The following is a 19,870-nucleotide window of genomic DNA, read 5'->3' on the forward strand; positions in this document are numbered from 1 at the left end:
CTATTTCTCGATCGAAATGACGCGGCCCTTCTCGAGCGCCAGCGCCAGTTTGCCGTGCTTGAGCGCCAGCGCCTTGGCGCCGAACAGTTCGCCGCGCCAGCCCTTGAGCGCCGGCACGTCGGCATTGTCGTCGGCAACGATGCGGTCGAGATCGTCCACCGTTGCGATGACCTTGGCGGCGACGCCGTTTTTCTCGGCGACCATGCGCAGCAGCACCTTGAGGAGTTCGACGGTCGCCGCGCCGTTCTGCGCCGGGCGGAACCGGTCGAGCCGCGGCAGGTCCTTGGGATCGCGCTCGAGCGCACGCTTGACGGCGGCGATGATGTCCTCGCCCCAGCGCGAGCGCTCGAAGCCCTTCGGCAGCGAGCGCAGCTTGCCGAGTTGCTCGATGCTGGTCGGCGCCTGCACGGCGATGTCGCCGATCACGTCATCCTTGATGACGCGGCCGCGCGGCACGTCGCGGCTCTGCGCCTCGCGCTCGCGCCAGGCGGCAACCTCGATCAGAACGGACAGTTCCTTGGGCTTGCGGACGCGGCTCTTCAGCCGCTCCCAGGCGCGCTCAGGCTCCATGCGATAGGTTTCGGGCGAGGTGAGCACGTTCATCTCGGCCTCGACCCAGTCGGTGCGGCCGCGCGCGGCGAGGTCGGCGGAGAGCTTGAGATAGACGTCGCGCAGATGGGTGACGTCGGAGATCGCGTATTTCAGCTGGTGATCGGACAGCGGCCGCCGCGTCCAGTCGGTGAAGCGGCTCGACTTGTCGAGCGTGTCGCCGGTGATGCGCTGGACAAGCTGGTCGTAGGAAATCGAGTCGCCATAGCCGAGCACCATGGCCGCGACCTGGGTGTCGAAGATCGGATGCGGGATCGACTTCGCCATGTTCCAGACGATTTCGATGTCCTGCCGCGCGGCATGGAACACCTTCACGACGGCTTCGTTCGAGAGCAGTTCGAAGAAAGGCGTAAGGTCGATACCCTCGGCCAGCGCGTCGATGACGACGGCTTCGTCGGTCGTTGCCATCTGGGCGACGCAGAGCAGTGGATAGTAGGTCGTCTCGCGCAGGAATTCGGTATCGACGGTGACGAAGGGGTGCTTCGCCATCCGCTCGCAGACAGCGGTGAGTTCCGCAGTGTCGGTGATCGGTTTCATGTGCCGCGCACCCGCTTCATCAGGATGAATTCCCAGGGGCTTGGCATGGGGCCGACCGGCACGTCGATCAGGGTTGGGCCGTCGCGCCGGGCGAAGCCGCGCCGCAGCGCGCCGCGAAGCTCGTCCGGCGTGCGCGCACGCTCGGCCGCGGCGCCGAAGCTTTCGGCGAATTTCACGAAGTCCGGATTGGCGAGGTCGCTGGCGATGAGCCGGTTGCCGTAATCCTCTTCCTGGATGCGGCGGACATTGCCGAAGGCGCCGTCGTTGAAGACGATGGCCGTGAGCGGAATGCGGTGGCGGACCGCGGTCGCCATCTCGTTCGCCGTATACATGAAGCCGCCGTCGCCGTTGATCGACACCACCGGCACGTCGCGCCGCGCGTCCTGCGCGCCGAGCGCGGTGGCAAAGCCCCACCCGAGATTGTCCTGATAGCCGGGCGAGAGAAACGTGCGCGGCTTGTAGACCGGGAAGGCGAGGCGGGCGGCAAAGCCCATCTGCGTCACTTCGTCGACGAAGATGCCGTCTTCCGGCAGTTCGGCGCGGATCGCGTCGAGCCAGCCGAGTTGCGGGCCGATCTGCGACTCGAACCGCGCACGCATCTTCGCTTGCCGCTCCTGCATCTCCTCGCGGCGCGATGGCCGCGCATTGTTGTACGCGGGCAGTACGTCGAGCAGCCGCCGGAGAATGGGCGCAGCATCGCCGATCAGCGCCACGTCCGGCTTGCCGTGGCGTTTGGTTTCCGCCGCGTCGGCGTCGATGCGAATGACGGTAAGGTCGCGGTCGGTGCCCCAGTTGACCAGCGGGAAGAACATCCGCGTGCCGATGCCGATCACGACATCGGCTTTGGCCCATAGTTCGTGCGCGAGCGGGTTGGTGACGGCGAACGGGCTGCGGCTGTCGAGCACGCCCTGGCCGCGGCGGAAGCCGCAATAGACCGGCGCCTGCAACATCTCCGACAGCGCGGTGACCTCGGCCGAGGCATCCTGCGCGCCGCCGCCGACGCAGATCAGCGGACGCTTGGCGGCCCCGAGCTTGCGCGCGGCGCGGCGCACCGCATCCTCGTCGATGCGCGGGCGCGGCAGCGGCTTCGGCGCGCCGACGGCTGCGACCTTGCCGGGCTTGCCCCAGACGTCGATCGGGCATTCGAGCGCGGCGGGACCGGGACGTCCGGTCGCCATCGCGCGCATCGCCTTGTCGACAAGACCGGGGGCCTCGCCGGCATTGCGAAGGCGTCTGGAGAAGTCTACCAGCCGCTTGAGGACGCCGGCCTGATCGCGCAACTCGTGCAGATATCCCTTGTTGCGGCCGATCACGGCCTCGGGGATCTCGCCGACCAGCGCCAGCACCTGTGCATTCATGCTGTAGGCGGTGAGCAGCGCGGCGCTCGAATTCAGGAGACCCGGACCCGGCACCACGGCATAGGCCTGCGGCTTGCCGGTCGCGAGCGCGGCGCCGAGCGCCATATAGGCCGCGCCCTGTTCGTGGCGGGTGTGGACGGTGCGCAGGCGGTCGGAGGCCTTGAACAGCGCGTCGAACAACTGATCGTTCTGCACGCCGGGCAGGGCGTAAAGCGTATCGAGGCCGTGGGCGACGAGCGCGGCAACCGTCGCTTCACCCGTTGTCATCTCAACCGCTTTGGCGCGCGCCGGTGGTTTCTTCCCGGCCGGCTTTTTTCGAACTGACGGCACTGACGTCACAATTACCTTTCAGGCAGCGAATTGATCACGAACATGGCTTCGAGCATCTCGTCCGACGGCGCATCGCCGAAAGTCTTGGCCAGAATGGCTTTGATTCTCCCGGATCGATAAAGCTGCGCCAGTGTCTTGTCCACCAGAAGGCGGAAGGCGCTGTCGTTGTGCGGCAGCGCGAGACCGTAGGTCTCGTAGCTGAAATAGCGCCGGCTGAGTTCGAAGCCGGGACGCCCGCCCTCGCGCAGCATGGCGGCGAGGATGCTGCGATCGGCAACATAGGCGTCGAGATCGGTGTCCTCGACCATCTTCATGCCGTTGCGATGATCGAGCACCGGAACGATGGTGGCATTGACGCCGAGCGACTTCAGCGCGTCCGTCAGAACCCGCTCGGTGGTGGTGCCGATCAGCACGCCGACGCGCTTTCTGTCGAGGTCCTCGAAGCGCTGCACCGGCTTGCTCTGCCGCGACAGCACGCCGGCGCCGTCGAGGAATGTCGGCATCGAGAAATCGACCGTCGCGCGCCGTTCGAGGGTGATCGAGCTCGGGTCGCACAGGATGTCGATCTTGCCGTCATGGACCGCCTTGAAGCGCTCGCCGGCATGCACCAGCACGTATTGCGGCTTGACGCCGGACCCGAGGGCGGCGGCAACCTCGCGGCACAGATCGACGATGTAGCCGGCCGGCCGGCCGCGGGAGTCCTGATAGGAATAGGGCGGCGCGTCGGCGCGGTAGCCGATGCGGAACACGCCCGTCTCCTTGACGCGGTCGAGGACCCCGGCCGTGGCCGGCTGGGCAGGAAGGGCGAGCGCCAAGGTGAGCACGACGGCGGGAGGGATGAGCCAACCTCGCATCTCCGGCGCCTCCTTGCCGCCCGCTGTCGGGCCTTGGCGCGCCGACATGGCTGCGCCCGCAGCCACTATAGCGCAGGGAAACGCTTGCGCCGCATGGGATATTCCGCGGTTCGGCCGGCCGCCGCCTTGCCTTGACAAAGCCGACCCCCCATGCGTTTTTCGCGCGCCATCAACCCCCGAAAAGCGCGATTCCGTCCATGCATCGTTACCGGTCCCATAGCTGCGGCTCGCTCCGCGAGAGCGACATCGGCAAGGAGGTCCGCCTCTCAGGCTGGTGCCACCGCATCCGAGACCACGGCGGCGTGCTGTTCGTCGACCTGCGGGACCATTACGGGCTGACCCAGGCGGTCGCCGATCCCGACAGCCCGGCCTTCAAGCAGGTCGAGAAGTTCCGCTCGGAATGGGTCGTTCGCATCGATGGCAAGGTGCGCCGCCGGCCCGAGGGCACCGACAATCCCGAACTGCCGACGGGCCAGGTCGAGGTCTATATCTCGGACGTCGAGGTGCTTGGCGCGGCCGCCGAGCTGCCGATGCCGGTGTTCGGCGACCAGGACTACCCGGAAGAGATCCGTCTCAAATACCGCTTCCTCGATCTGCGCCGCGACAAGCTGCACGACAACATCATGAAGCGCGGGCAAATCATCGACTCGATCCGCCGCCGCATGAAGGACGGCGGCTTCTTTGAATTCCAGACGCCGATCCTGACGGCCTCGTCGCCGGAAGGCGCGCGCGACTTCCTGGTGCCGTCGCGGCTGCATCCGGGCAAGTTCTACGCGCTGCCGCAGGCGCCGCAGCAGTTCAAGCAGCTGATCATGGTCGCGGGCTTCGACCGCTACTTCCAGATCGCGCCGTGCTTCCGCGACGAGGACGCGCGCGCCGACCGTTCGCCCGGCGAGTTCTATCAGCTCGATATCGAGATGAGCTTCGTCACGCAGGACGATGTGTTCAACGCGGTCGAGCCGGTGCTGCGCGGCGTGTTCGAGGAGTTCGCGGGCGGCAAGGCGGTGACGCCAAAGTTTCCGCGCATCGCCTATGCCGACGCCATGCGCAAATACGGCACCGACAAGCCGGATTTGCGCAATCCGATCGAGATGGCCGACGTCAGCGACGCATTCCGCGGCTCGGGCTTCAAGATCTTCGCCAGGATTCTCGAGAATGCCGACAGCGCGGTGTGGGCGATCCCCGCGCCGGGCGGCGGCAACCGCGCCTTCTGCGATCGCATGAATTCGTGGGCACAGGGCGAGGGTCAGCCGGGCCTCGGCTACATCTTCTGGCGCGAAGGCGAGGAGGGCGGCGCGGGTCCGCTCGCCAAGAACATCGGCCCCGAACGCACCAAGCAGATCGCGGACCAGTTGAAGCTCGGCGTCGGCGATGCCTGCTTCTTCGTCGCCGGCAAGCCCAAGGACTTCGTGAAGTTCGCGGGTCCTGCGCGCACGAAAGTGGGCGAGGAACTCGGCCTCATCAAGCAGGACCGTTTCGACTTCTGCTGGATCGTGGACTTCCCGATGTACGAATGGAACGAGGAGGAGAAGAAGATCGACTTCTCCCATAACCCGTTCTCGATGCCGAACATGGACGCGGACGAGTTCCTTTCGCTCGATCCAGCGGCCGATGCCGACAAGCTGCTCGCCATCAAGGCGATCCAGTATGACGTCGTTTGCAACGGCATCGAACTGTCGTCCGGCGCGATCCGGAACCACCGTCCCGACATCATGAAGAAGGCCTTCGCCATCGCGGGCTACGGCGAGGACGTACTGGAAGCGAAGTTCGGCGGCATGCTGCGCGCTCTGACCTACGGCGCGCCGCCGCATGGCGGCATCGCGCCCGGCATCGACCGCATCGTCATGCTGCTCTGCGGCGAGGAGAACCTGCGCGAGGTCGTGCTGTTCCCGATGAACCAGCGCGCCGAGGATCTCCTGATGGGCGCGCCGTCGGAAGTGACGGCGAAGCAGCTTCGCGAGCTGAACATCCGGCTGAATTTGCCCGAGAAGAAGTAACGCGCGGGTTGCGCGTTACTTGTCCGGCAGCGGGATGAATTCGATCTCGTCGCCCGGCACCTTGTCGAAGTGGCCGGCCTTCCATTCGGCCTTGGCCTGCTCGATGCGATCCTTGCGCGACGAGACGAAGTTCCACCAGATGTGACGCGGACCATCCATCGGCGCGCCGCCGAGGATGGCGAAATGAGCGTCGTCGATCGCCTTGACGGTGATCTTGTCGCCCGGCTTGAAGACGAGCAGGCGGCCCGGCTCGAACCGGTCGCCGGCGATCTCGATGGTGCCGCGCACGGTGTAGATCGCGCGCTCCTCGTGGCCCGCGTCGAGCGGCACGCTCGCGCCCGGCCGCATCGCCATGTTGACGAACAGCGTTTCGTAAGTGGTCGGCACGGGCGACTTTTCGCCATAGGCCTCGCCCATGACGACGCGGGCGAACAGCCCGTCGCTGCGCACGATCGGAAATTCATCGACCTCGTGATGGGCAAATTGCGGCGCCATTTCCTCCTTGGCGGCGGGAAGCGCGACCCACATCTGCAGCCCGTGGATCGGACCGCCGGTCTCGCGCATCTCGGTGCCGGTGCGCTCGGAATGCACGATGCCGCGGCCGGCGGTCATCAGGTTGACCTCGCCTGGCTTGATCGGCAGCGCGGTGCCGAGGCTGTCGCGGTGCATGATTTCGCCGTCGAACAGGTAGGAGACGGTGGCGAGCCCGATATGCGGGTGCGGGCGCACGTCGAGGCCGTGGCCGGCGCGAAACTCCGCCGGGCCGAAATGATCGAAGAAGATGAAGGGACCGACCATACGCGACTGCGCCGAAGGAAGCGCGCGGCGCACCGCGAAGCCGTCGCCGAGATCGACCGAGCGCGGCACGATCACCTGCTTGATCGCGTCGCATTGCCAGGCATTGCCGGCGGCGGGATCCTGACCGGGAAAAAAGCTCATGACGACCTCCTTGCGAAAACGGCAGGCGACTATTCGGTGCGCCGTGGTCCGAATATGGCGACGGCGTTGCCGGATGCAATGCGCTTCGCCTGATCGGGTGGCAATTGTGCGAGCCAGCCACGATAACTCTTGAAGATGGCGGCGTAGCTGAACCAGCGCTCGTTGATCCAGGTGTCGGACCCGAGCAGGAAGCGGTCGGAGTGTTTGGCGAACAGCGCGCGCCATTCGCCCGTCAGCTTGCCGTCGCCGGTGGTGATGCCGCTGCGATAGGACAATTCGCCCCACAATGCGCCCTTGTGCTCGTCGAGCAGTTTGCCGACCCGTTTCGGATCGGTCGAAAAGCCCGTATGTGCCCAGACGATGCGCGCCTTGGCGTTGTGCCTGAAGAGAATGAGCAGCGCTTCTTCGTCGCAATGACAATGCAGGAAAAGATTGCGCTCGACCGCGAAGTCGACGGCTTTCTTGACCCATTCGGTGTCCGCCGACTTGCCGTAGAGGTGGAATTCGCCGATGCCGCGATAGTAGCCGCGTTTGTATTCCTCCCGGATCAGCTCGAAAATCGACGGATCGTTGAACCAGGTCTGGATGTCGGGCCGCACGCGGTAGGGCCGGATGAACGGCACGACCCAGAGGCCCGGCGCCTTGCCGGCGGCCGCGGCTTCCATGAGCTGATGCGTGCCCTTGTTCGGCCGGCTGGTCGCCAGCACGCCGGTGATGCGGTTGGTGCGATAGAGCTCCAGCACCTTGTCGAGCGGATAGAAGGGATTGGGCTCCTGGTTGTAGTGCATATGCGCGTCGAAGATTTCGAGCGGCTCGTCGGCGCGCGTTGCGGGCGGGCCGGCGAACAGCAGGGCAATGGCGGCTATCGGCAGAAACGCGCGCATGAAGACCTCATCGGATTGGACGCGCAAACGGGCGCGCATCTCGGGATATTTACCAGTTGCTAACCATCCTTGCATCCGGGGAGCGGAGGCCGGCTGAGGGTTAAGCGGGTCTTTAGGCGCATGCCCGACGCTGGAGGCGAGAGCGTGGGGACGGGATTCTGCTTCCTTGATTGGCCTGCCTGACATGACCCGCAAAAAGCTGTTTGCGGTGGTCGCCGGTGCTTTGCTCGGCACCAGCGCCGTGTTTGCGCTCGACCAGTCGCTGACAAGCTTTGTCGAGCATCAGGCGCGCCGCGATGCCGATGCCACCGCCCGGCTGGTGCTCGCCCTCGCCGAGAAGCGCACCACGCAGGCGATGGACGTTCTCTCGCAACTCGCGCAATTCGGCAAGCCGGAATGCGCGCCGGACTATCTCACGACGCTGCGCGCCGCGGTTTTCACAAGCCCCGCATTGAAGGAAATCTCCGTTCTCGGCCATGACGGCGGCGTACTCTGCACGTCGAATGGCCTGCTGGAAAACGGCCATCGCATCCTGGCCGGCGAACGTCTGCCCAACGGCGACGGCTACGCGATCGAACTGATTGATGTCGATGGCGATCAGGCCGACGACATGATCCGGATTCGCCGCGTCGGCGAGGGGCTTGCCGCGCTGATCCCGAGCGAACTGTTCCTGCCGCGGCTGTCGTCGGAAGACGAGAGGCCGTCCATCCACCTGCGGATGACGACGGCGAGTGACATGGAAATCGCCCGAATGGGCGAGCACCGGGTTGCCGCACGGGATTACGATCACACGCGGCGCCAATCGGAGAAGTTCGGCTACACCGTCGACATCGCGACGCCGCAGGCGGCGTGGAACGCGCGGCGCGCGGAGCTGCGGTGGCTGACCGTCATTCCGGTGAGCGCGGTCGGCCTTCTGCTTGCGGCCTTTGTCTGCCTGCGGCCGAGACGGGACGAGAAGAACCCGGTGCGCGACATGCGCCAGGCGCTCGCGAATGGCGAGTTCATTCCCTACTACCAGCCGATCGTGGATATCCGCTCCGGACAGCTGCGCGGCGCGGAAGTGCTGATGCGCTGGCGCAAGCCGGACGGCACCATCATTCCGCCGAGCGCGTTCATTCCGCTCGCGGAATCGAGCGGTCTCATTCACGACATGACGCTCGCACTGATGAAGTCGGTCTGCGCGGAGGCGGGGCCGGAGATCGGCCGCCGCCGCGGCATGAAGATAAGCTTCAACTTCGCCGCCAAGCTGTTTGCCAACGACATCATCGTCGATCAGGTCCGGCATATTTTCGCCCGCTCGCCGATCAAGCTGTCGCAGGTGGTGTTCGAGCTGACCGAGCGCGACTCGATCGAGAATTTCACCGAGACGCGCCGCGTGGTCGCGGCTCTGCAGGGGCTCGGCGCACGCATCGCCATCGACGACGTCGGCACCGGACACGCCGGCCTGTCCTACATGCTCAAGCTCGGCGTCGACATCATCAAGATCGACAAGATGTTCGTGGATGCGATCGGCACCGACCGCAATTCGACCACCATCGTCGAAACGCTGGTCGACCTCGCGCACAACATGCGGATGGATATCATCGCCGAGGGCGTCGAGAATTTCGAGCAGGTGATGCATCTGCGCGACCTCGGAATCCGCCACGCGCAGGGTTACGTTTTCGCGCCGCCGCTGCCGGGCTCGTCCTTCCTGCAACTCGTGCAGGCGATCGACCCGGAAAAGACGCAAGCCGCCGCCGACCTGCTGCGCGCGGCGCCAGCGCTGCCGGCCGCGGCCGGCTAGCAACCGCCGGTTGGCGGCCGTGATCCGCGCCGAATTGAAAATCCCCGGGCGATTGCGTAAGAGTCGGGCGTTCTCAACAGGGGGTGGCTCCATGATTCGGACCTTCACGGCATCGGCTGCCGCGGCGGTTGTTGCGCTGACGCTCGCGTCGGCGCCGGCATCGGCACAGAACAACACGGTCGGCGGCGCGCTGCTCGGCGGCGCGGCAGGCGCCATCATTGGCGGTGCGGCGACCGGCAAGGCCGGCGGCGCGGTTGCCGGCGGCATCATCGGCGCGGCGGCGGGTGCGATGATCGGCTCGCAGATGGAGCCGCGGCGCAGCGGTTACTACTGGTACGACGGCCGTTGCTGGCGCCGCCACGCGAACGGCGACTACCATCGCGTGTCGCGCCGTTACTGCGGCTGATCGCAAGGGTTTGCCGAACCGCGTCCGTGCCGAGCCGGCGTTGAGCCGGCAGGCCGGCGCGGTTTTTTTTGTGGGGTCCGGCGCGGTTTTTTTATGAGAGGCGACGCAGGCGCACCGCGAAAGCCGGTTCGTGAAAAAGGGCGGCCACTGCGGCCGCCCAGTTTAAACGCCACGCGGGAGGAACCGACTGCCAGCGCGTGCCGACGTGAAGGGCAGGGCTGGGCACAACCGCAGAACGTCGAAAATCGTGACAATGATACCGTCACGCAGTCCTCGATTCGTCAATTGCAGGAAACGCAGGACTGACTTTGCCGCCGGGGCGGATTGCGCCGGATTTGCCAATACCGCCCGCCACTTAAAGCTATGCGCGGTGTTCGCCGCATTCGGTGCTGTCAACAGCAATCCCCCGCCGGTTTGAAGTTATCCATGCGGCATGACGTCCGCGCCGCGCGCGGCATCGCCGCGAAGGTTGCGCGTGTGAACTGCGCAAGCGCGGCCCTTGTCTGCAAATAAGGCGGGAGGTATCAGCGGGCGCTTCTCAGGGGGACGTCCGATGCAGCTGATTCGTGATGCCTTTTGTGCGTTCGCGAGCGCGTTGTCTGTCGTCGTGTTGTGCGCCGCGCCGGCAACGGCGCAGGGCCGGGGACAAGGCGGCGGCCCGGTTTGCGTTTACGAGCATGCCGGCTTCAACGGCCGCCAGCTGTGCTTCCACGCCGGGCAGAGCGTCCCGCGCATCCGCCAATACGGTGATTTCTGGAATGACCGGGTGTCGTCGATCTCCGTCGCGCCGGGCTTCTCCGTTCGGGTCTGCCAGCACGACGGCTTTGCTGGCCGCTGTTCGACCTACGACCGCAGCATCACCAACCTTGCCAATCAGGGTTTCAACGACGAGATCTCGTCGCTGTCGGTGACCGGACGAGGGTTCGGCGGTCCGCCGGGTCCGCCGCCCGGTCCCGGCCGGGACGACATCCGCGAGCAGATGTACGGCCTGCGCGACGCCTGCGAACGCGGCGACCGGCGCGCCTGCGTGCGCTTCGGCATCATCATCGGCGAGCATCGCGAACGCCGCGCGCAATGGCAGCGTGAAAATCCCGACCTGTTCTGGTGGGAGCGCTAAAGCGTTTTCAAGCGAAGCGGGTATCGTTCGCGTCAGGAAAACGCGATCACCAAAAAGACTTTCGAGACGCGGCGTCCGATTACGCCGCTTCAGCGGCGTAACGCACCCGATCACGCTGCGTCAGCGGTGTAACGGACGGTTGTCTCGAAGCTGTAGCCGCAGGCCTCGCAGGCCCACAGATGCTTGATGCGGCCGTTGTCGTGGTATTCCGTCCACTCGGGCAGGAACAGCAACTCTCCGCACTGGGCACATTCAATGGTGGGGCGGAACGGGCGCAGCCGGGCGCCGTCGCGCGTGAGCATGCTCATGTCCGTCTCTCCCTCTCGGCCGCGAAATTCCGCGGCACTCGTTTCGACGCCTGCCATCCCTCTGCCGGGCCGGTCGAGCGGAACGCAACGCCAGCCTCTCTGCTTGCGACCTTGGCAGACGATGATGACGTTTTTTCGACGGAAATCTTTGGCGTTTGAATCAATTCACGCCGTGCGCCACGGCGTGAATCGATCACGCGCGATGATGCGTCATGCGATTGATGCAGCGCGAAGACGCGACGCTATTTCTTTTCGACGGAAATACCCGATGGCCCGATGTTGAGCTGAACGCCCTTGGGCTCCTTGTTGTCCTGATAGACCTTGTAACCGAGCCCGACGACCGCGACGCACAACGCGCCGACGATGAGATACAGAACATTGCGATTGGTCGGCATGGAAAATCCCCCAAAATTCAAGAATCAGCCCAATTTTCAGGGCGATAACGGCCGGGCCGCGAAAAAGTTCCGTCGCCGCAGGCGGATAGGCGACGGCGCGGCGCCATCGGCGTTATAATGCGCGACCGGCACTTGTCGAGCGAACGCCAGAGCGACATCGCATGAGCGAGACCGCCAATCCGACTGTCAAACCGAAAACCAGGCCGAAGACCAGGATCCAGAAGCCGCCGCTGTGGAAGGTGATCCTGCTCAACGACGACTTCACGCCGCGCGAATTCGTCGTCGTCGTGCTCAAGGCGGTGTTCCGGATGAACGAAGCCCAGGCCACCAAGGTGATGCTGACGGCGCACCAGAAGGGCGCCTGCGTGATCGCGGTCTACACCCGCGACGTCGCCGAAACCAAGGCCAAGGAAGCCACCGAGATGGGGAAGGCGAAGGGCTATCCGCTTTACTTCACGACGGAGAAGGAGAGTTAGGAGAAGCTTTGTGACACATCCTCGATTGTCATGCCCCGCGGAAGCGGGGCATCCAGTAATCTACTGAACGACGGTGTTTACTGGATCGCCCGCCTTCGCGGGCGATGACAGCAAGCGAGTGGGTGATGCGGGCCTGATTACGTCAGTCGATATTCGCGATCACCGCGATGCGGTCGATCTTGCCGTCCTTGAAGGCGTCGAGGAAGGTGTCGTAGTCCTTGAACGACACGCAGCCGTTCGACTGGCCGCTCGGACCCAGCATGTAGGTGTGGGCGAGAATGCCGTCGCGGCCGTGGATCGCTTCCGAGCCGCCGAGCGGCAGCATGCGGATCGCCTCGACGCCGTGGAACAGCGCCTCGCGCATCTTCAGCCGGTAGACATGCGGCGGGGTGACGCCGCGCATGCGCACATGGGCGTAGCGCGGATTGTCCATCTTGTCGCCGAGGCCGGAATGCGCCTCGAGCACGGTGCCGTCCGGCAGGTAGACCTTTTTCTCGGTGATGACATAGACCGCGGTGCGGCGGTCGTACGGCGCGCGCGGCAATTCGCCGGTGTCTTCGCGGCTGATGTTGATGGGACCAAGCGAGGCGAGCCGCACCGGGCCGCCGTAGAGTTTTTCATAGGCCGTGAGTTTGTGCGCGAGCTTCGGCTTGTCCGGTTTTTTCGGCGGCAGCACCGGCGCGAGCGCGAGCTTTTCGGCGGTCCGCGTGCGGGCCGGTTCCGGCGCGGCATAGGCGAGCGCGGAGGCGAGCACCGGAGCGGGTGCTTTCGGCGCGGCTTTTTCGCCGTTCGCGGTTTCGACGCCGCCGTCCAGCAGCGTGCCGAGCGAGCCGGTCGTCATGCTGTCGGCGAGCGGGGCGCTGGCGAAATAGACCGAGGCGGTTTTCACCGGAGCGTCCGCCGCAGACGCCGCTTCGACCGCGGGTTCGGCCGTTGGTTCGGCAGTCGGCGCGGCTGACGCGAGGACAGGCTGTGCGGGCTCAAGCGGCGCGGCCGTTACCGTCTCCGGCTTCTCGAGTGTTTTCTCAAGTGCCGCCTCAAGTGATTTCTGAGGCGGCTTGCCGATATCCTTGATGACCTCGGCGGCTTCGGCTTCGGCCTCGACTTTCGCCTGGGCGACCGCGATCGGATCCTGGGCGGGCTGGCTGGTTGCGGCGGCTTCCGCGAGCTGGACCGCGACCAGCGCCGACGGCTTGTGCGGCGGCAGCTTGTGCAGCGGTTTGGCGAAGGCCACTTGCGCGAGCGGCTTTGCGTTGGCGGCGAGATAGGGACCGGGTGTTTTCAGCGGCGCGCGCGGATCGCGCCGCACGACCGGCGGCGCGGCCGGATCGATCAGCGCCATGCGGAACGAGGCGGCCCGCGGCGTGGAATTGTCGGCGTCGGGATCGAAGGCGGAGCCGCGGCTCGACAGCGCGACGCCGGCGGCGATGACGGCAAGGCTGCACAGGCTTGCGCCGGCGAGAAGAGCGTTGCGGGCGAGCGCGCGGTCGCCGCGGCGGCTTGCGCGCGCGGGCAACGCTTGATGTCTCGCCCCTTGCGGGGACGCCGAGGTTACGCGGAACGCCATTCCAACTCACACACCACAAGACGCCCGCCCGGACGGGCGCGGGACGCACAGCCGCGCCAGCACGAGCGAAGGCGCTACCCTCGCGGCTCTTGGTTAAAAGGCGATTAAAACTTTAAGGATTTCGGGGCTTTAGCCATAAGGCGCGGGAACCCGGGATCAGCCGCAGGAGCCGCCGTCGGACCCGCCGCCGACGCTCGCGAAGGCGGCGCCGACCGCCGCGCCCAGCGCGATGCCCGCCGCGGGACTGTCCAGCGCCGTGCCGATCGCAACGCCCAGCACCATGCCGATTGCCATTCCGGTCGCCATTGTCATGCCCCGCGATATAGGCGCACCGGACGCCGATGAAAGGCATGCGGCGCAATGGTCGCAGGGCCGTCAGACGATTTCGCTGAAACCGTAGCGGTCGCGGATCTCGGCGTTGAAGAACGCTCCCTTGGAAGCCGCCGCGACGAAGCGGCGATAGACCTCGCGCGGCACGTCGTCGTAGCGATAGCGCCGGCCGCTCATGAAGCGCACGAACAGGGCGCGCGTGGCGTCGTCATAGTCGACGCGCTCGATGGCCGAGGACTCCACAACCGGCATGGCCGCTCACCTTCGCTTGCGCCCGTTACGTCACGTAGTGCGGGATTGCGCGCTTTGCGAGGCGGCCGGCGAGGAGCGATGCCGGCCATGCGCTTTCCAGTGCCGCATATCCGGACGTCTTTGAATGCGCATATCGGGCACACCCGACATGCGCCCGCACATGCGCTTTCTACTGCCGCATATCCGGTAAACCGGACATGCGGGTGCACTCCTGTTGTTTGATCGGCGCGGAGGACGCCGGACGAAGGGGCGAGGGGGTGGAGCGCCACAAGGCGCCTGGTGTCTTGCGAGGACACCGTTGCGGGATGTGCGAGATCCCGCAGCGGGCGATTGCGATCTCGCCCGCGCGCGTCTGCGACACGCGCTGCGCCTTGTGGCGCTCCAGCACGGCTCTTGTCGATGCCGCCCGCGCTTTGCATCCGCGCTTTCAAGGGAAGCGCGGCGTCAGCGAGCTCCTCGCGGGCCGGTCGTAGTGCCGGCCGGGCGGGGTGCGGCATCGCCCGGGGCGAGGTTACGAGCCTCGCGCGCGGGGCCGTCTCAACCGATGTCGGGTTTACCCGATATCGGCCCTCACAAGAGGCTGCTCCGCCTTTGGAACGTCTTCCGGAAGACGCCCCTCGATGAGCGGGGTGATGGGAATATAATCACAATACAACCGAAGTCAAATGCGAAATCTGCGAAATTCAACAACGCCAGGAAAACCCAAAGGGAAGGCTAATAAGGGCATTTGATTTCAATGCCTTGGTTGAACCGCTCTCGTTATCGGACAATACATTTCACCATGATATGGCCGATTTGGTACTAGTTCTATTTTCTGATATCTAAACAATTGAATTCACAGAGTAAAAAATGCAAATATCAAAAATTTGATATTGGTTCTCATGTTTCACATCTTTCACCCTTGAATCTTGAGGCGGGCGCCTCTACATAATGTGCGCGATAGCGATGAGGTGTTGCGATGACGAAGACGTTGGAACAGGCCATTTCGGAGCTGGCGAACGAGATCGCGCAGGATGAAGCAGCTCTGAGAAAGAAGAAGGAATCCGTGAACACGTTGTGCGCGGTCGACGGCCGCGCACCGATGTACCAGATCGAAGATGCGCAGGCCGCGCTGCCGACCGCGATTCGCTCAGACCAGTTTTACGGTCAGCCGCTGGCGTCGGCGGTCCGAACGATTTTGGAGATGCGCCGCCAACAGAATTTGGGTGCCGCCTCAATTAACGAGATCTACGAGGCGCTCGTGGCCGGCGGCTATTTGTTCAATACAAAATCGGAGGACGTCTCGAAGAACTCGCTGCGGAACTCCTTAGCGAAGAACACGGTGACGTTTCACAAGCTCCCGAATGGCCGTTTCGGGATGCTGTCTTGGTATCCGAAAGCGGCAAAAAGCGGAACGAATGAAGCTGATGCCGGCGGAAGCGAGGATGAAGAAAAACAAGAAGCGGCTGTCAACGAAAGCTGACGCCGCTTCTGAATGGCTACCCCGACTTGTATCGGGGCAAGACCCTCTCGACGCGATCCTTCGCACGGGACACGTAGATGAGGGGCACAAGCTGCCTCCTTGGTATAGAGGCGTGAACCACCACACATGACCCCGATTGCAATGCGGCGTGTGTGGTGGTGCTTTTTTAGCGTGCTTCGACGATTAAAGCACCTTAAGAAATTAGAATCTCTAAGCTTGATTAATATATAGGTGTTTTTCTGGGTCCTTGTAGGCGCAGCCGCAAACAAAAAGGCGGCCTTTCGGCCGCCCTTTGAAGTCGTGGATGCCCGTGTCAAGCCCGGGCATGACGAGTCAGAGCAGTATCAAGAACACCCCGTCGTGCCGCCGCACGTATCGCACTTCATGCAGGTGCCGTTGCGCACCAAGGTGAAGTTGCCGCATTCGCCGCAGCTTTCGCCTTCGTAGCCGCGGGCCTTGGCCTCGGCGCGCTTCTCGGCAGCGAGAGCCTTCGCTGACGGCTCGATCTTGAGGTCGGCGCGCGCTTCGAGTTCCTGCGCCGGCGAGAGCTTCGCTTCCAGTTCGGCCTTGAGCGCGGTCGCGCCTTCGGCGCGGGCCGCTGAGCCGTGCAGCGCGGTGACGTTCGAGCCGCCCGAAGCGGTCGTGCCGCCGGTCGTGCCAGTTGCCGTCCCTTGCGCCTTCACGGTGTTGCCCGGCACCACCGCGAGCTTGTCGGTGCGGTTGCGGGTGAGGCCGCGCGAGACGTAACGCTCGGCCGGCGAGGGCTTGCCTTCCTCGACGCCCTTGCCGAGCGCGTCGAACTGGCTCTCGCTCGGCTCGACATGGGCGAGGTCGTAGCGGCCCATGTAGCTCACCGCGAGTTCGCGGAAGATGTAGTCGAGCACCGAGGTGGCGTTCTTGATCGAGTCGTTGCCCTGCACGGGGCCGGCCGGCTCGAAGCGCGTGAAGGTGAAGGCGTCGACATATTCGTCGAGCGGCACGCCGTATTGCAGGCCGAGCGACACCGCGATCGCGAAGTTGTTGATGAAGGAGCGCAGCGCCGCGCCTTCCTTGTGCATGTCGATGAAGATCTCGCCGATCCGGCCGTCGTCATATTCGCCGGTGCGCAGATAGACCTTGTGGCCGCCGACCACCGCCTTCTGGGTGTAGCCCTTGCGGCGGTCCGGCATCTTCTCGCGCTCGCGCAGCACGGTGATGCGCTCGACGACGCGCTCGACCACCTTTTCGGCGGTCGCGGTGACGCGCGCGGCAGCCGGCTTGTCGAGGAAGGCCGCAACTGAATCCTGCGCATCATCCTCTTCGTCGTCGTCGGCAATGAGCTGCGCGTTCAAGGGCTGCGACAGCTTGGAGCCGTCGCGGTAGAGGGCGTTGGCCTTCAGCGCCAGTTTCCAGGACAGCATGTAGGCGTTCTTGCAGTCCTCGACGGTCGCGTCGTTCGGCATGTTGATGGTCTTGGAGATCGCGCCCGAGATGAAGGGCTGCGCCGCCGCCATCATGCGGATGTGGCTCTCGACCGACAGATAGCGCTTGCCGATCTTGCCGCACGGGTTGGCGCAGTCGAACACCGGATAGTGCTCGGCCTTGAGGTGCGGCGCGCCTTCGACGGTCATCGCGCCGCAGACATGGATGTTGGCGGCCTCGATCTCGCGCTTGCCGAAGCCGAGCGCGGCCAGGAGGTCGAACGTCGGCGAGGCGAGGTCCTCGGCCGAAATCTTCAGCACGTTGCGGCAGAACTCTTCACCCAGCGTCCACTTGTTGAAGACGAACTTGATGTCGAAGGCGGTCGGCAGCGCCTTCTCGACTTTCGCCAGCGCCTCGTCGGTGAAGCCCTTGGCGCGCAGCGTCGTGGTATTGATCGCGGGGGCCTGCGCGATGGTGCCGTGACCGACCGCGTAAGCCTCGATCTCGGCGATCTGCGCCTCGCTGTAGCCGAGCGCGCGCAGCGCGTCCGGCACCGCGCGGTTGATGATCTTGAAGTAGCCGCCTCCGGCGAGCTTCTTGAACTTCACCAGCGCGAAGTCCGGCTCGATGCCGGTGGTGTCGCAATCCATCACGAGGCCGATGGTGCCGGTCGGCGCGATCACGGTGGTCTGCGCGTTGCGATAGCCGTGCTGTTCGCCGAGCGCGAGCGCGCGGTCCCAGGCGGCGGTCGCGTGCGCGATCAGGTCTTCGTAAGCGGCGCCCGCGGCCTTGCACGAGGCATGGTCGAGCGGCACCGGCGCGATCGACAGGCGCTCATAGCCGGAGTTGCGGCCATGCGCGGCGGCGCGGTGATTGCGGATCACGCGCAGCATGGCGTCGCGGTTCTTGGCGTAGCCGGGGAAGGGGCCGAGTTCCTTGGCCATTTCGGCGGAGGTCTCGTAGCACACGCCGGTCATGATCGCGGTCAGCGCGCCGCAGATCGCGCGGCCTTCCGCCGAGTCATAAGCCAAGCCTGACGTCATCAGCAGGCCGCCGATATTGGCGTAGCCGAGGCCGAGCGTGCGGTACTCGTAGGACAGTTCCGCGATCTGGCGCGACGGGAACTGCGCCATCAGTACCGAGATCTCGAGCACGACGGTCCACAGGCGGACGGCGTGTTCGTAGGACTCGATCTGGAAGCGGCCGGTCTTCTCGTCGCGGAAGTTCAACAGGTTCAGCGAGGCGAGATTGCAGGCCGTGTCGTCGAGGAACATGTATTCCGAGCACGGGTTCGACGCGCGGATTTCGCCGGAGGCCGGGCAGGTGTGCCAGTCGTTGACGGTGGTGTGGTATTGCAGGCCCGGATCGGCGGAAGCCCATGCGGCGTAGCCGATCTTCTCCCACAGCTCGCGCGCCTTCATGGTGGCGCTGATCTTGCCGTTCTTGCGGTAGGTCAGGTCCCAGTTGCCGTCGGCCTCGACGGCTTTCAGGAAGCCGTCGGTGACGCGCACCGAGTTGTTGGAGTTCTGGCCCGACACGGTGAGATAGGCTTCCGAGTCCCAGTCGGTGTCGTAGACGGGGAAGTCGATGTCCTTGTAGCCCTGACGCGCGAACTGGATGACGCGTTTGATGTAGTTGTCGGCGACGCCCATCTTGCGGGCGAGCTTGATCTCGCGTTTCAGCGCGGGATTTTTCTCCGGCGTAAAGCAGTCGTCGCCCGAGCCCTCGCAGTTCACGCAGGCCTTCATGATGGCCTTGAGGTGCTTCTGGTTGATCTTGGAGCCGGTGACGAGCGCGGCGACCTTCTGCTCCTCCTTCACCTTCCAGTCGATGTAGTTCTCGATATCCGGGTGATCGACGTCGACGACGACCATCTTGGCGGCGCGGCGCGTGGTGCCGCCCGACTTGATCGCGCCCGCCGCGCGGTCGCCGATCTTGAGGAAGCTCATCAGGCCCGACGACTTGCCGCCGCCGGAGAGGCGCTCGCCTTCGCCGCGCAGGTTCGAGAAGTTCGAGCCGGTGCCGGAGCCGTATTTGAACAGCCGCGCCTCGCGGACCCACAGGTCCATGATGCCGCCTTCGTTGACGAGATCGTCCGAGATCGACTGGATGAAGCAGGCGTGCGGCTGCGGGTGCTCGTAGGCCGAGGTCGAGGAGGTGAGCTGGCCGGTCTTGTAATCGACATAGAAGTGGCCCTGGCCGGGGCCGTCGATGCCATAGGCCCAGTGCAGGCCGGTGTTGAACCACTGCGGCGAGTTCGGCGCGCACATCTGCGCGGCCAGCATGTAGCGCAGCTCGTCGAAGAAGGCCTGCGCGTCGGTCTCGCTGTCGAAATAGCCGCCCTTCCAGCCCCAATAGGTCCAGGTGCCGGCCAGGCGGTCGAACACCTGCTTGGAGGAATGCTCGCCGATCATGCGTTCGGCTTCGGGCAGTTGCGCGAGCGCGGCCTCGTCGGCGACCGAGCGCCACAGGAAGGAGGGGACGTCGTTTTCCTCAACCTTGCGCAGCCGCGCGGGCACGCCGGCCTTGCGGAAATATTTCTGGGCGAGCACGTCGGAGGCGACCTGCGACCAGAATTCCGGCACCTCGACATTGTCGAGCTTGAACACCACGGAACCGTCCGGATTGCGGATCTCGCTCGTCGTCAGCCGGAACGCGATGTCCGCGTAGGCCGAAGCTCCGTCCTTGGTGTAACGCCGTTCAATCCGCATGGTCTTCCAAGCCCCTTCTTGTCGCGGCCGGTGCGAAAGGTTGGACCTTGCACCGACGATTATCCTTCAGCGGACCTGCCCGTGTCCGCCTGGTTTCCGTTCTGAACTCTGCGACGCATCACCTGATGTAGGTCCGGTGCTGTGATCCCGCACC

General features: G+C 64.9%; 17 protein-coding genes. 6 read left to right on the top strand and 11 right to left on the bottom strand.

Features of this window, described 5'->3' with window-relative positions:
- From rnd to AB7F10_RS04645, 3 genes are all read right to left on the bottom strand, one after another.
- Complete coding sequence (gene rnd / locus AB7F10_RS04635) at nucleotides 1–1,146, bottom strand: ribonuclease D (protein ID WP_428557446.1); 1,146 nt, start codon at nucleotides 1,144–1,146, stop codon at nucleotides 1–3.
- Nucleotides 1,143–2,771: a thiamine pyrophosphate-dependent enzyme gene (locus AB7F10_RS04640; RefSeq protein ID WP_428557445.1), complete on the bottom strand. Its 1,629-nt coding sequence runs from the start codon at nucleotides 2,769–2,771 to the stop codon at nucleotides 1,143–1,145. The genes rnd and AB7F10_RS04640 overlap by 4 nt, the downstream gene beginning before the upstream one ends.
- A gap of 74 nt (nucleotides 2,772–2,845) precedes the next feature.
- Nucleotides 2,846–3,688, bottom strand: coding sequence for an amino acid ABC transporter substrate-binding protein (locus tag AB7F10_RS04645; protein ID WP_428557444.1), 843 nt, complete (start codon nucleotides 3,686–3,688; stop codon nucleotides 2,846–2,848).
- A 197-nt stretch (nucleotides 3,689–3,885) separates the two neighbouring features.
- Here AB7F10_RS04645 and aspS point away from each other — a divergent pair, with 197 nt between their 5' ends.
- Complete coding sequence (gene aspS, locus AB7F10_RS04650) at nucleotides 3,886–5,685, top strand: aspartate--tRNA ligase (RefSeq protein ID WP_428557443.1); 1,800 nt, start codon at nucleotides 3,886–3,888, stop codon at nucleotides 5,683–5,685.
- 15 nt (nucleotides 5,686–5,700) lie between these two features.
- Here aspS and AB7F10_RS04655 read toward each other — a convergent pair whose 3' ends face one another.
- A complete protein-coding gene (locus AB7F10_RS04655; RefSeq protein ID WP_428557442.1) occupies nucleotides 5,701–6,624 on the bottom strand; it encodes a pirin family protein in 924 nt (307 codons plus the stop codon).
- A 29-nt stretch (nucleotides 6,625–6,653) separates the two neighbouring features.
- Nucleotides 6,654–7,508 (bottom strand): amidohydrolase family protein, encoded by an 855-nt coding sequence (locus tag AB7F10_RS04660; protein WP_428557441.1) that lies wholly within the window; start codon nucleotides 7,506–7,508, stop codon nucleotides 6,654–6,656.
- Nucleotides 7,509–7,692: 184 nt separating this feature from the next.
- Between AB7F10_RS04660 and AB7F10_RS04665 the strand changes: the two genes are divergently transcribed.
- The 3 genes from AB7F10_RS04665 to AB7F10_RS04675 all read left to right on the top strand — a co-directional run bounded on the left by AB7F10_RS04665 (nucleotide 7,693) and on the right by AB7F10_RS04675 (nucleotide 10,814).
- Nucleotides 7,693–9,291: an EAL domain-containing protein gene (locus AB7F10_RS04665; RefSeq protein ID WP_428557440.1), complete on the top strand. Its 1,599-nt coding sequence runs from the start codon at nucleotides 7,693–7,695 to the stop codon at nucleotides 9,289–9,291.
- 91 nt (nucleotides 9,292–9,382) lie between these two features.
- On the top strand, nucleotides 9,383–9,697 hold the full coding sequence (locus tag AB7F10_RS04670; protein ID WP_428557439.1) for a glycine zipper domain-containing protein: 315 nt from the start codon (nucleotides 9,383–9,385) through the stop codon (nucleotides 9,695–9,697).
- Nucleotides 9,698–10,250: 553 nt separating this feature from the next.
- Nucleotides 10,251–10,814, top strand: coding sequence for a peptidase inhibitor family I36 protein (locus tag AB7F10_RS04675; RefSeq protein ID WP_428557438.1), 564 nt, complete (start codon nucleotides 10,251–10,253; stop codon nucleotides 10,812–10,814).
- 110 nt (nucleotides 10,815–10,924) lie between these two features.
- Here AB7F10_RS04675 and AB7F10_RS04680 read toward each other — a convergent pair whose 3' ends face one another.
- Entirely contained in the window at nucleotides 10,925–11,122 is a 198-nt protein-coding gene (locus AB7F10_RS04680; protein WP_428557437.1) for a hypothetical protein, read from the bottom strand.
- A 242-nt stretch (nucleotides 11,123–11,364) separates the two neighbouring features.
- Nucleotides 11,365–11,517: a hypothetical protein gene (locus tag AB7F10_RS04685; protein WP_428557436.1), complete on the bottom strand. Its 153-nt coding sequence runs from the start codon at nucleotides 11,515–11,517 to the stop codon at nucleotides 11,365–11,367.
- Between the two features lie 161 nt (nucleotides 11,518–11,678).
- Here AB7F10_RS04685 and clpS point away from each other — a divergent pair, with 161 nt between their 5' ends.
- Nucleotides 11,679–11,993, top strand: coding sequence for an ATP-dependent Clp protease adapter ClpS (clpS, locus tag AB7F10_RS04690; protein ID WP_428557435.1), 315 nt, complete (start codon nucleotides 11,679–11,681; stop codon nucleotides 11,991–11,993).
- Between the two features lie 142 nt (nucleotides 11,994–12,135).
- Here clpS and AB7F10_RS04695 read toward each other — a convergent pair whose 3' ends face one another.
- From AB7F10_RS04695 to AB7F10_RS04705, 3 genes are all read right to left on the bottom strand, one after another.
- Nucleotides 12,136–13,509, bottom strand: coding sequence for a tlde1 domain-containing protein (locus AB7F10_RS04695; RefSeq protein WP_428557434.1), 1,374 nt, complete (start codon nucleotides 13,507–13,509; stop codon nucleotides 12,136–12,138).
- Nucleotides 13,510–13,716: 207 nt separating this feature from the next.
- On the bottom strand, nucleotides 13,717–13,866 hold the full coding sequence (locus AB7F10_RS04700) for a hypothetical protein (RefSeq protein ID WP_428557433.1): 150 nt from the start codon (nucleotides 13,864–13,866) through the stop codon (nucleotides 13,717–13,719).
- Between the two features lie 69 nt (nucleotides 13,867–13,935).
- The gene (locus tag AB7F10_RS04705) at nucleotides 13,936–14,142 is read right to left on the bottom strand and encodes a KTSC domain-containing protein (protein ID WP_428557432.1); all 207 of its coding nucleotides are present in this window, start codon (nucleotides 14,140–14,142) and stop codon (nucleotides 13,936–13,938) included.
- 958 nt (nucleotides 14,143–15,100) lie between these two features.
- On the opposite strand from AB7F10_RS04705, the gene AB7F10_RS04710 reads away from it, so the two are divergent.
- Complete coding sequence (locus tag AB7F10_RS04710) at nucleotides 15,101–15,604, top strand: hypothetical protein (protein ID WP_428557431.1); 504 nt, start codon at nucleotides 15,101–15,103, stop codon at nucleotides 15,602–15,604.
- Nucleotides 15,605–15,948: 344 nt separating this feature from the next.
- On the opposite strand, the gene AB7F10_RS04715 is transcribed toward AB7F10_RS04710, so the two are convergent.
- A complete protein-coding gene (locus AB7F10_RS04715; protein ID WP_428557430.1) occupies nucleotides 15,949–19,716 on the bottom strand; it encodes a vitamin B12-dependent ribonucleotide reductase in 3,768 nt (1,255 codons plus the stop codon).
- Nucleotides 19,717–19,870: the final 154 nt, after the last annotated feature.

It is taken from the genome of Pseudolabrys sp., assembly GCF_050250095.1.
Classification (GTDB): Bacteria; Pseudomonadota; Alphaproteobacteria; order Rhizobiales; family Xanthobacteraceae; genus Pseudolabrys.

Bases quoted from the DNA above. Each gene is read 5' to 3' on its own strand.
- AB7F10_RS04705 (WP_428557432.1), bottom strand. From the start codon at position 14,142: ATGCCGGTTGTGGAGTCCTCGGCCATCGAGCGCGTCGACTATGACGAC.
- rnd (WP_428557446.1), bottom strand. From the start codon at position 1,146: ATGAAACCGATCACCGACACTGCGGAACTCACCGCTGTCTGCGAGCGG.
- AB7F10_RS04700 (WP_428557433.1), bottom strand. From the start codon at position 13,866: ATGGCGACCGGAATGGCAATCGGCATGGTGCTGGGCGTTGCGATCGGC.
- AB7F10_RS04665 (WP_428557440.1), top strand. From the start codon at position 7,693: ATGACCCGCAAAAAGCTGTTTGCGGTGGTCGCCGGTGCTTTGCTCGGC.
- clpS (WP_428557435.1), top strand. From the start codon at position 11,679: ATGAGCGAGACCGCCAATCCGACTGTCAAACCGAAAACCAGGCCGAAG.
- AB7F10_RS04680 (WP_428557437.1), bottom strand. From the start codon at position 11,122: ATGAGCATGCTCACGCGCGACGGCGCCCGGCTGCGCCCGTTCCGCCCC.
- aspS (WP_428557443.1), top strand. From the start codon at position 3,886: ATGCATCGTTACCGGTCCCATAGCTGCGGCTCGCTCCGCGAGAGCGAC.
- AB7F10_RS04640 (WP_428557445.1), bottom strand. From the start codon at position 2,771: ATGACAACGGGTGAAGCGACGGTTGCCGCGCTCGTCGCCCACGGCCTC.
- AB7F10_RS04685 (WP_428557436.1), bottom strand. From the start codon at position 11,517: ATGCCGACCAATCGCAATGTTCTGTATCTCATCGTCGGCGCGTTGTGC.
- AB7F10_RS04645 (WP_428557444.1), bottom strand. From the start codon at position 3,688: ATGCGAGGTTGGCTCATCCCTCCCGCCGTCGTGCTCACCTTGGCGCTC.
- AB7F10_RS04715 (WP_428557430.1), bottom strand. From the start codon at position 19,716: ATGCGGATTGAACGGCGTTACACCAAGGACGGAGCTTCGGCCTACGCG.
- AB7F10_RS04670 (WP_428557439.1), top strand. From the start codon at position 9,383: ATGATTCGGACCTTCACGGCATCGGCTGCCGCGGCGGTTGTTGCGCTG.
- AB7F10_RS04660 (WP_428557441.1), bottom strand. From the start codon at position 7,508: ATGCGCGCGTTTCTGCCGATAGCCGCCATTGCCCTGCTGTTCGCCGGC.
- AB7F10_RS04710 (WP_428557431.1), top strand. From the start codon at position 15,101: ATGACGAAGACGTTGGAACAGGCCATTTCGGAGCTGGCGAACGAGATC.
- AB7F10_RS04675 (WP_428557438.1), top strand. From the start codon at position 10,251: ATGCAGCTGATTCGTGATGCCTTTTGTGCGTTCGCGAGCGCGTTGTCT.
- AB7F10_RS04655 (WP_428557442.1), bottom strand. From the start codon at position 6,624: ATGAGCTTTTTTCCCGGTCAGGATCCCGCCGCCGGCAATGCCTGGCAA.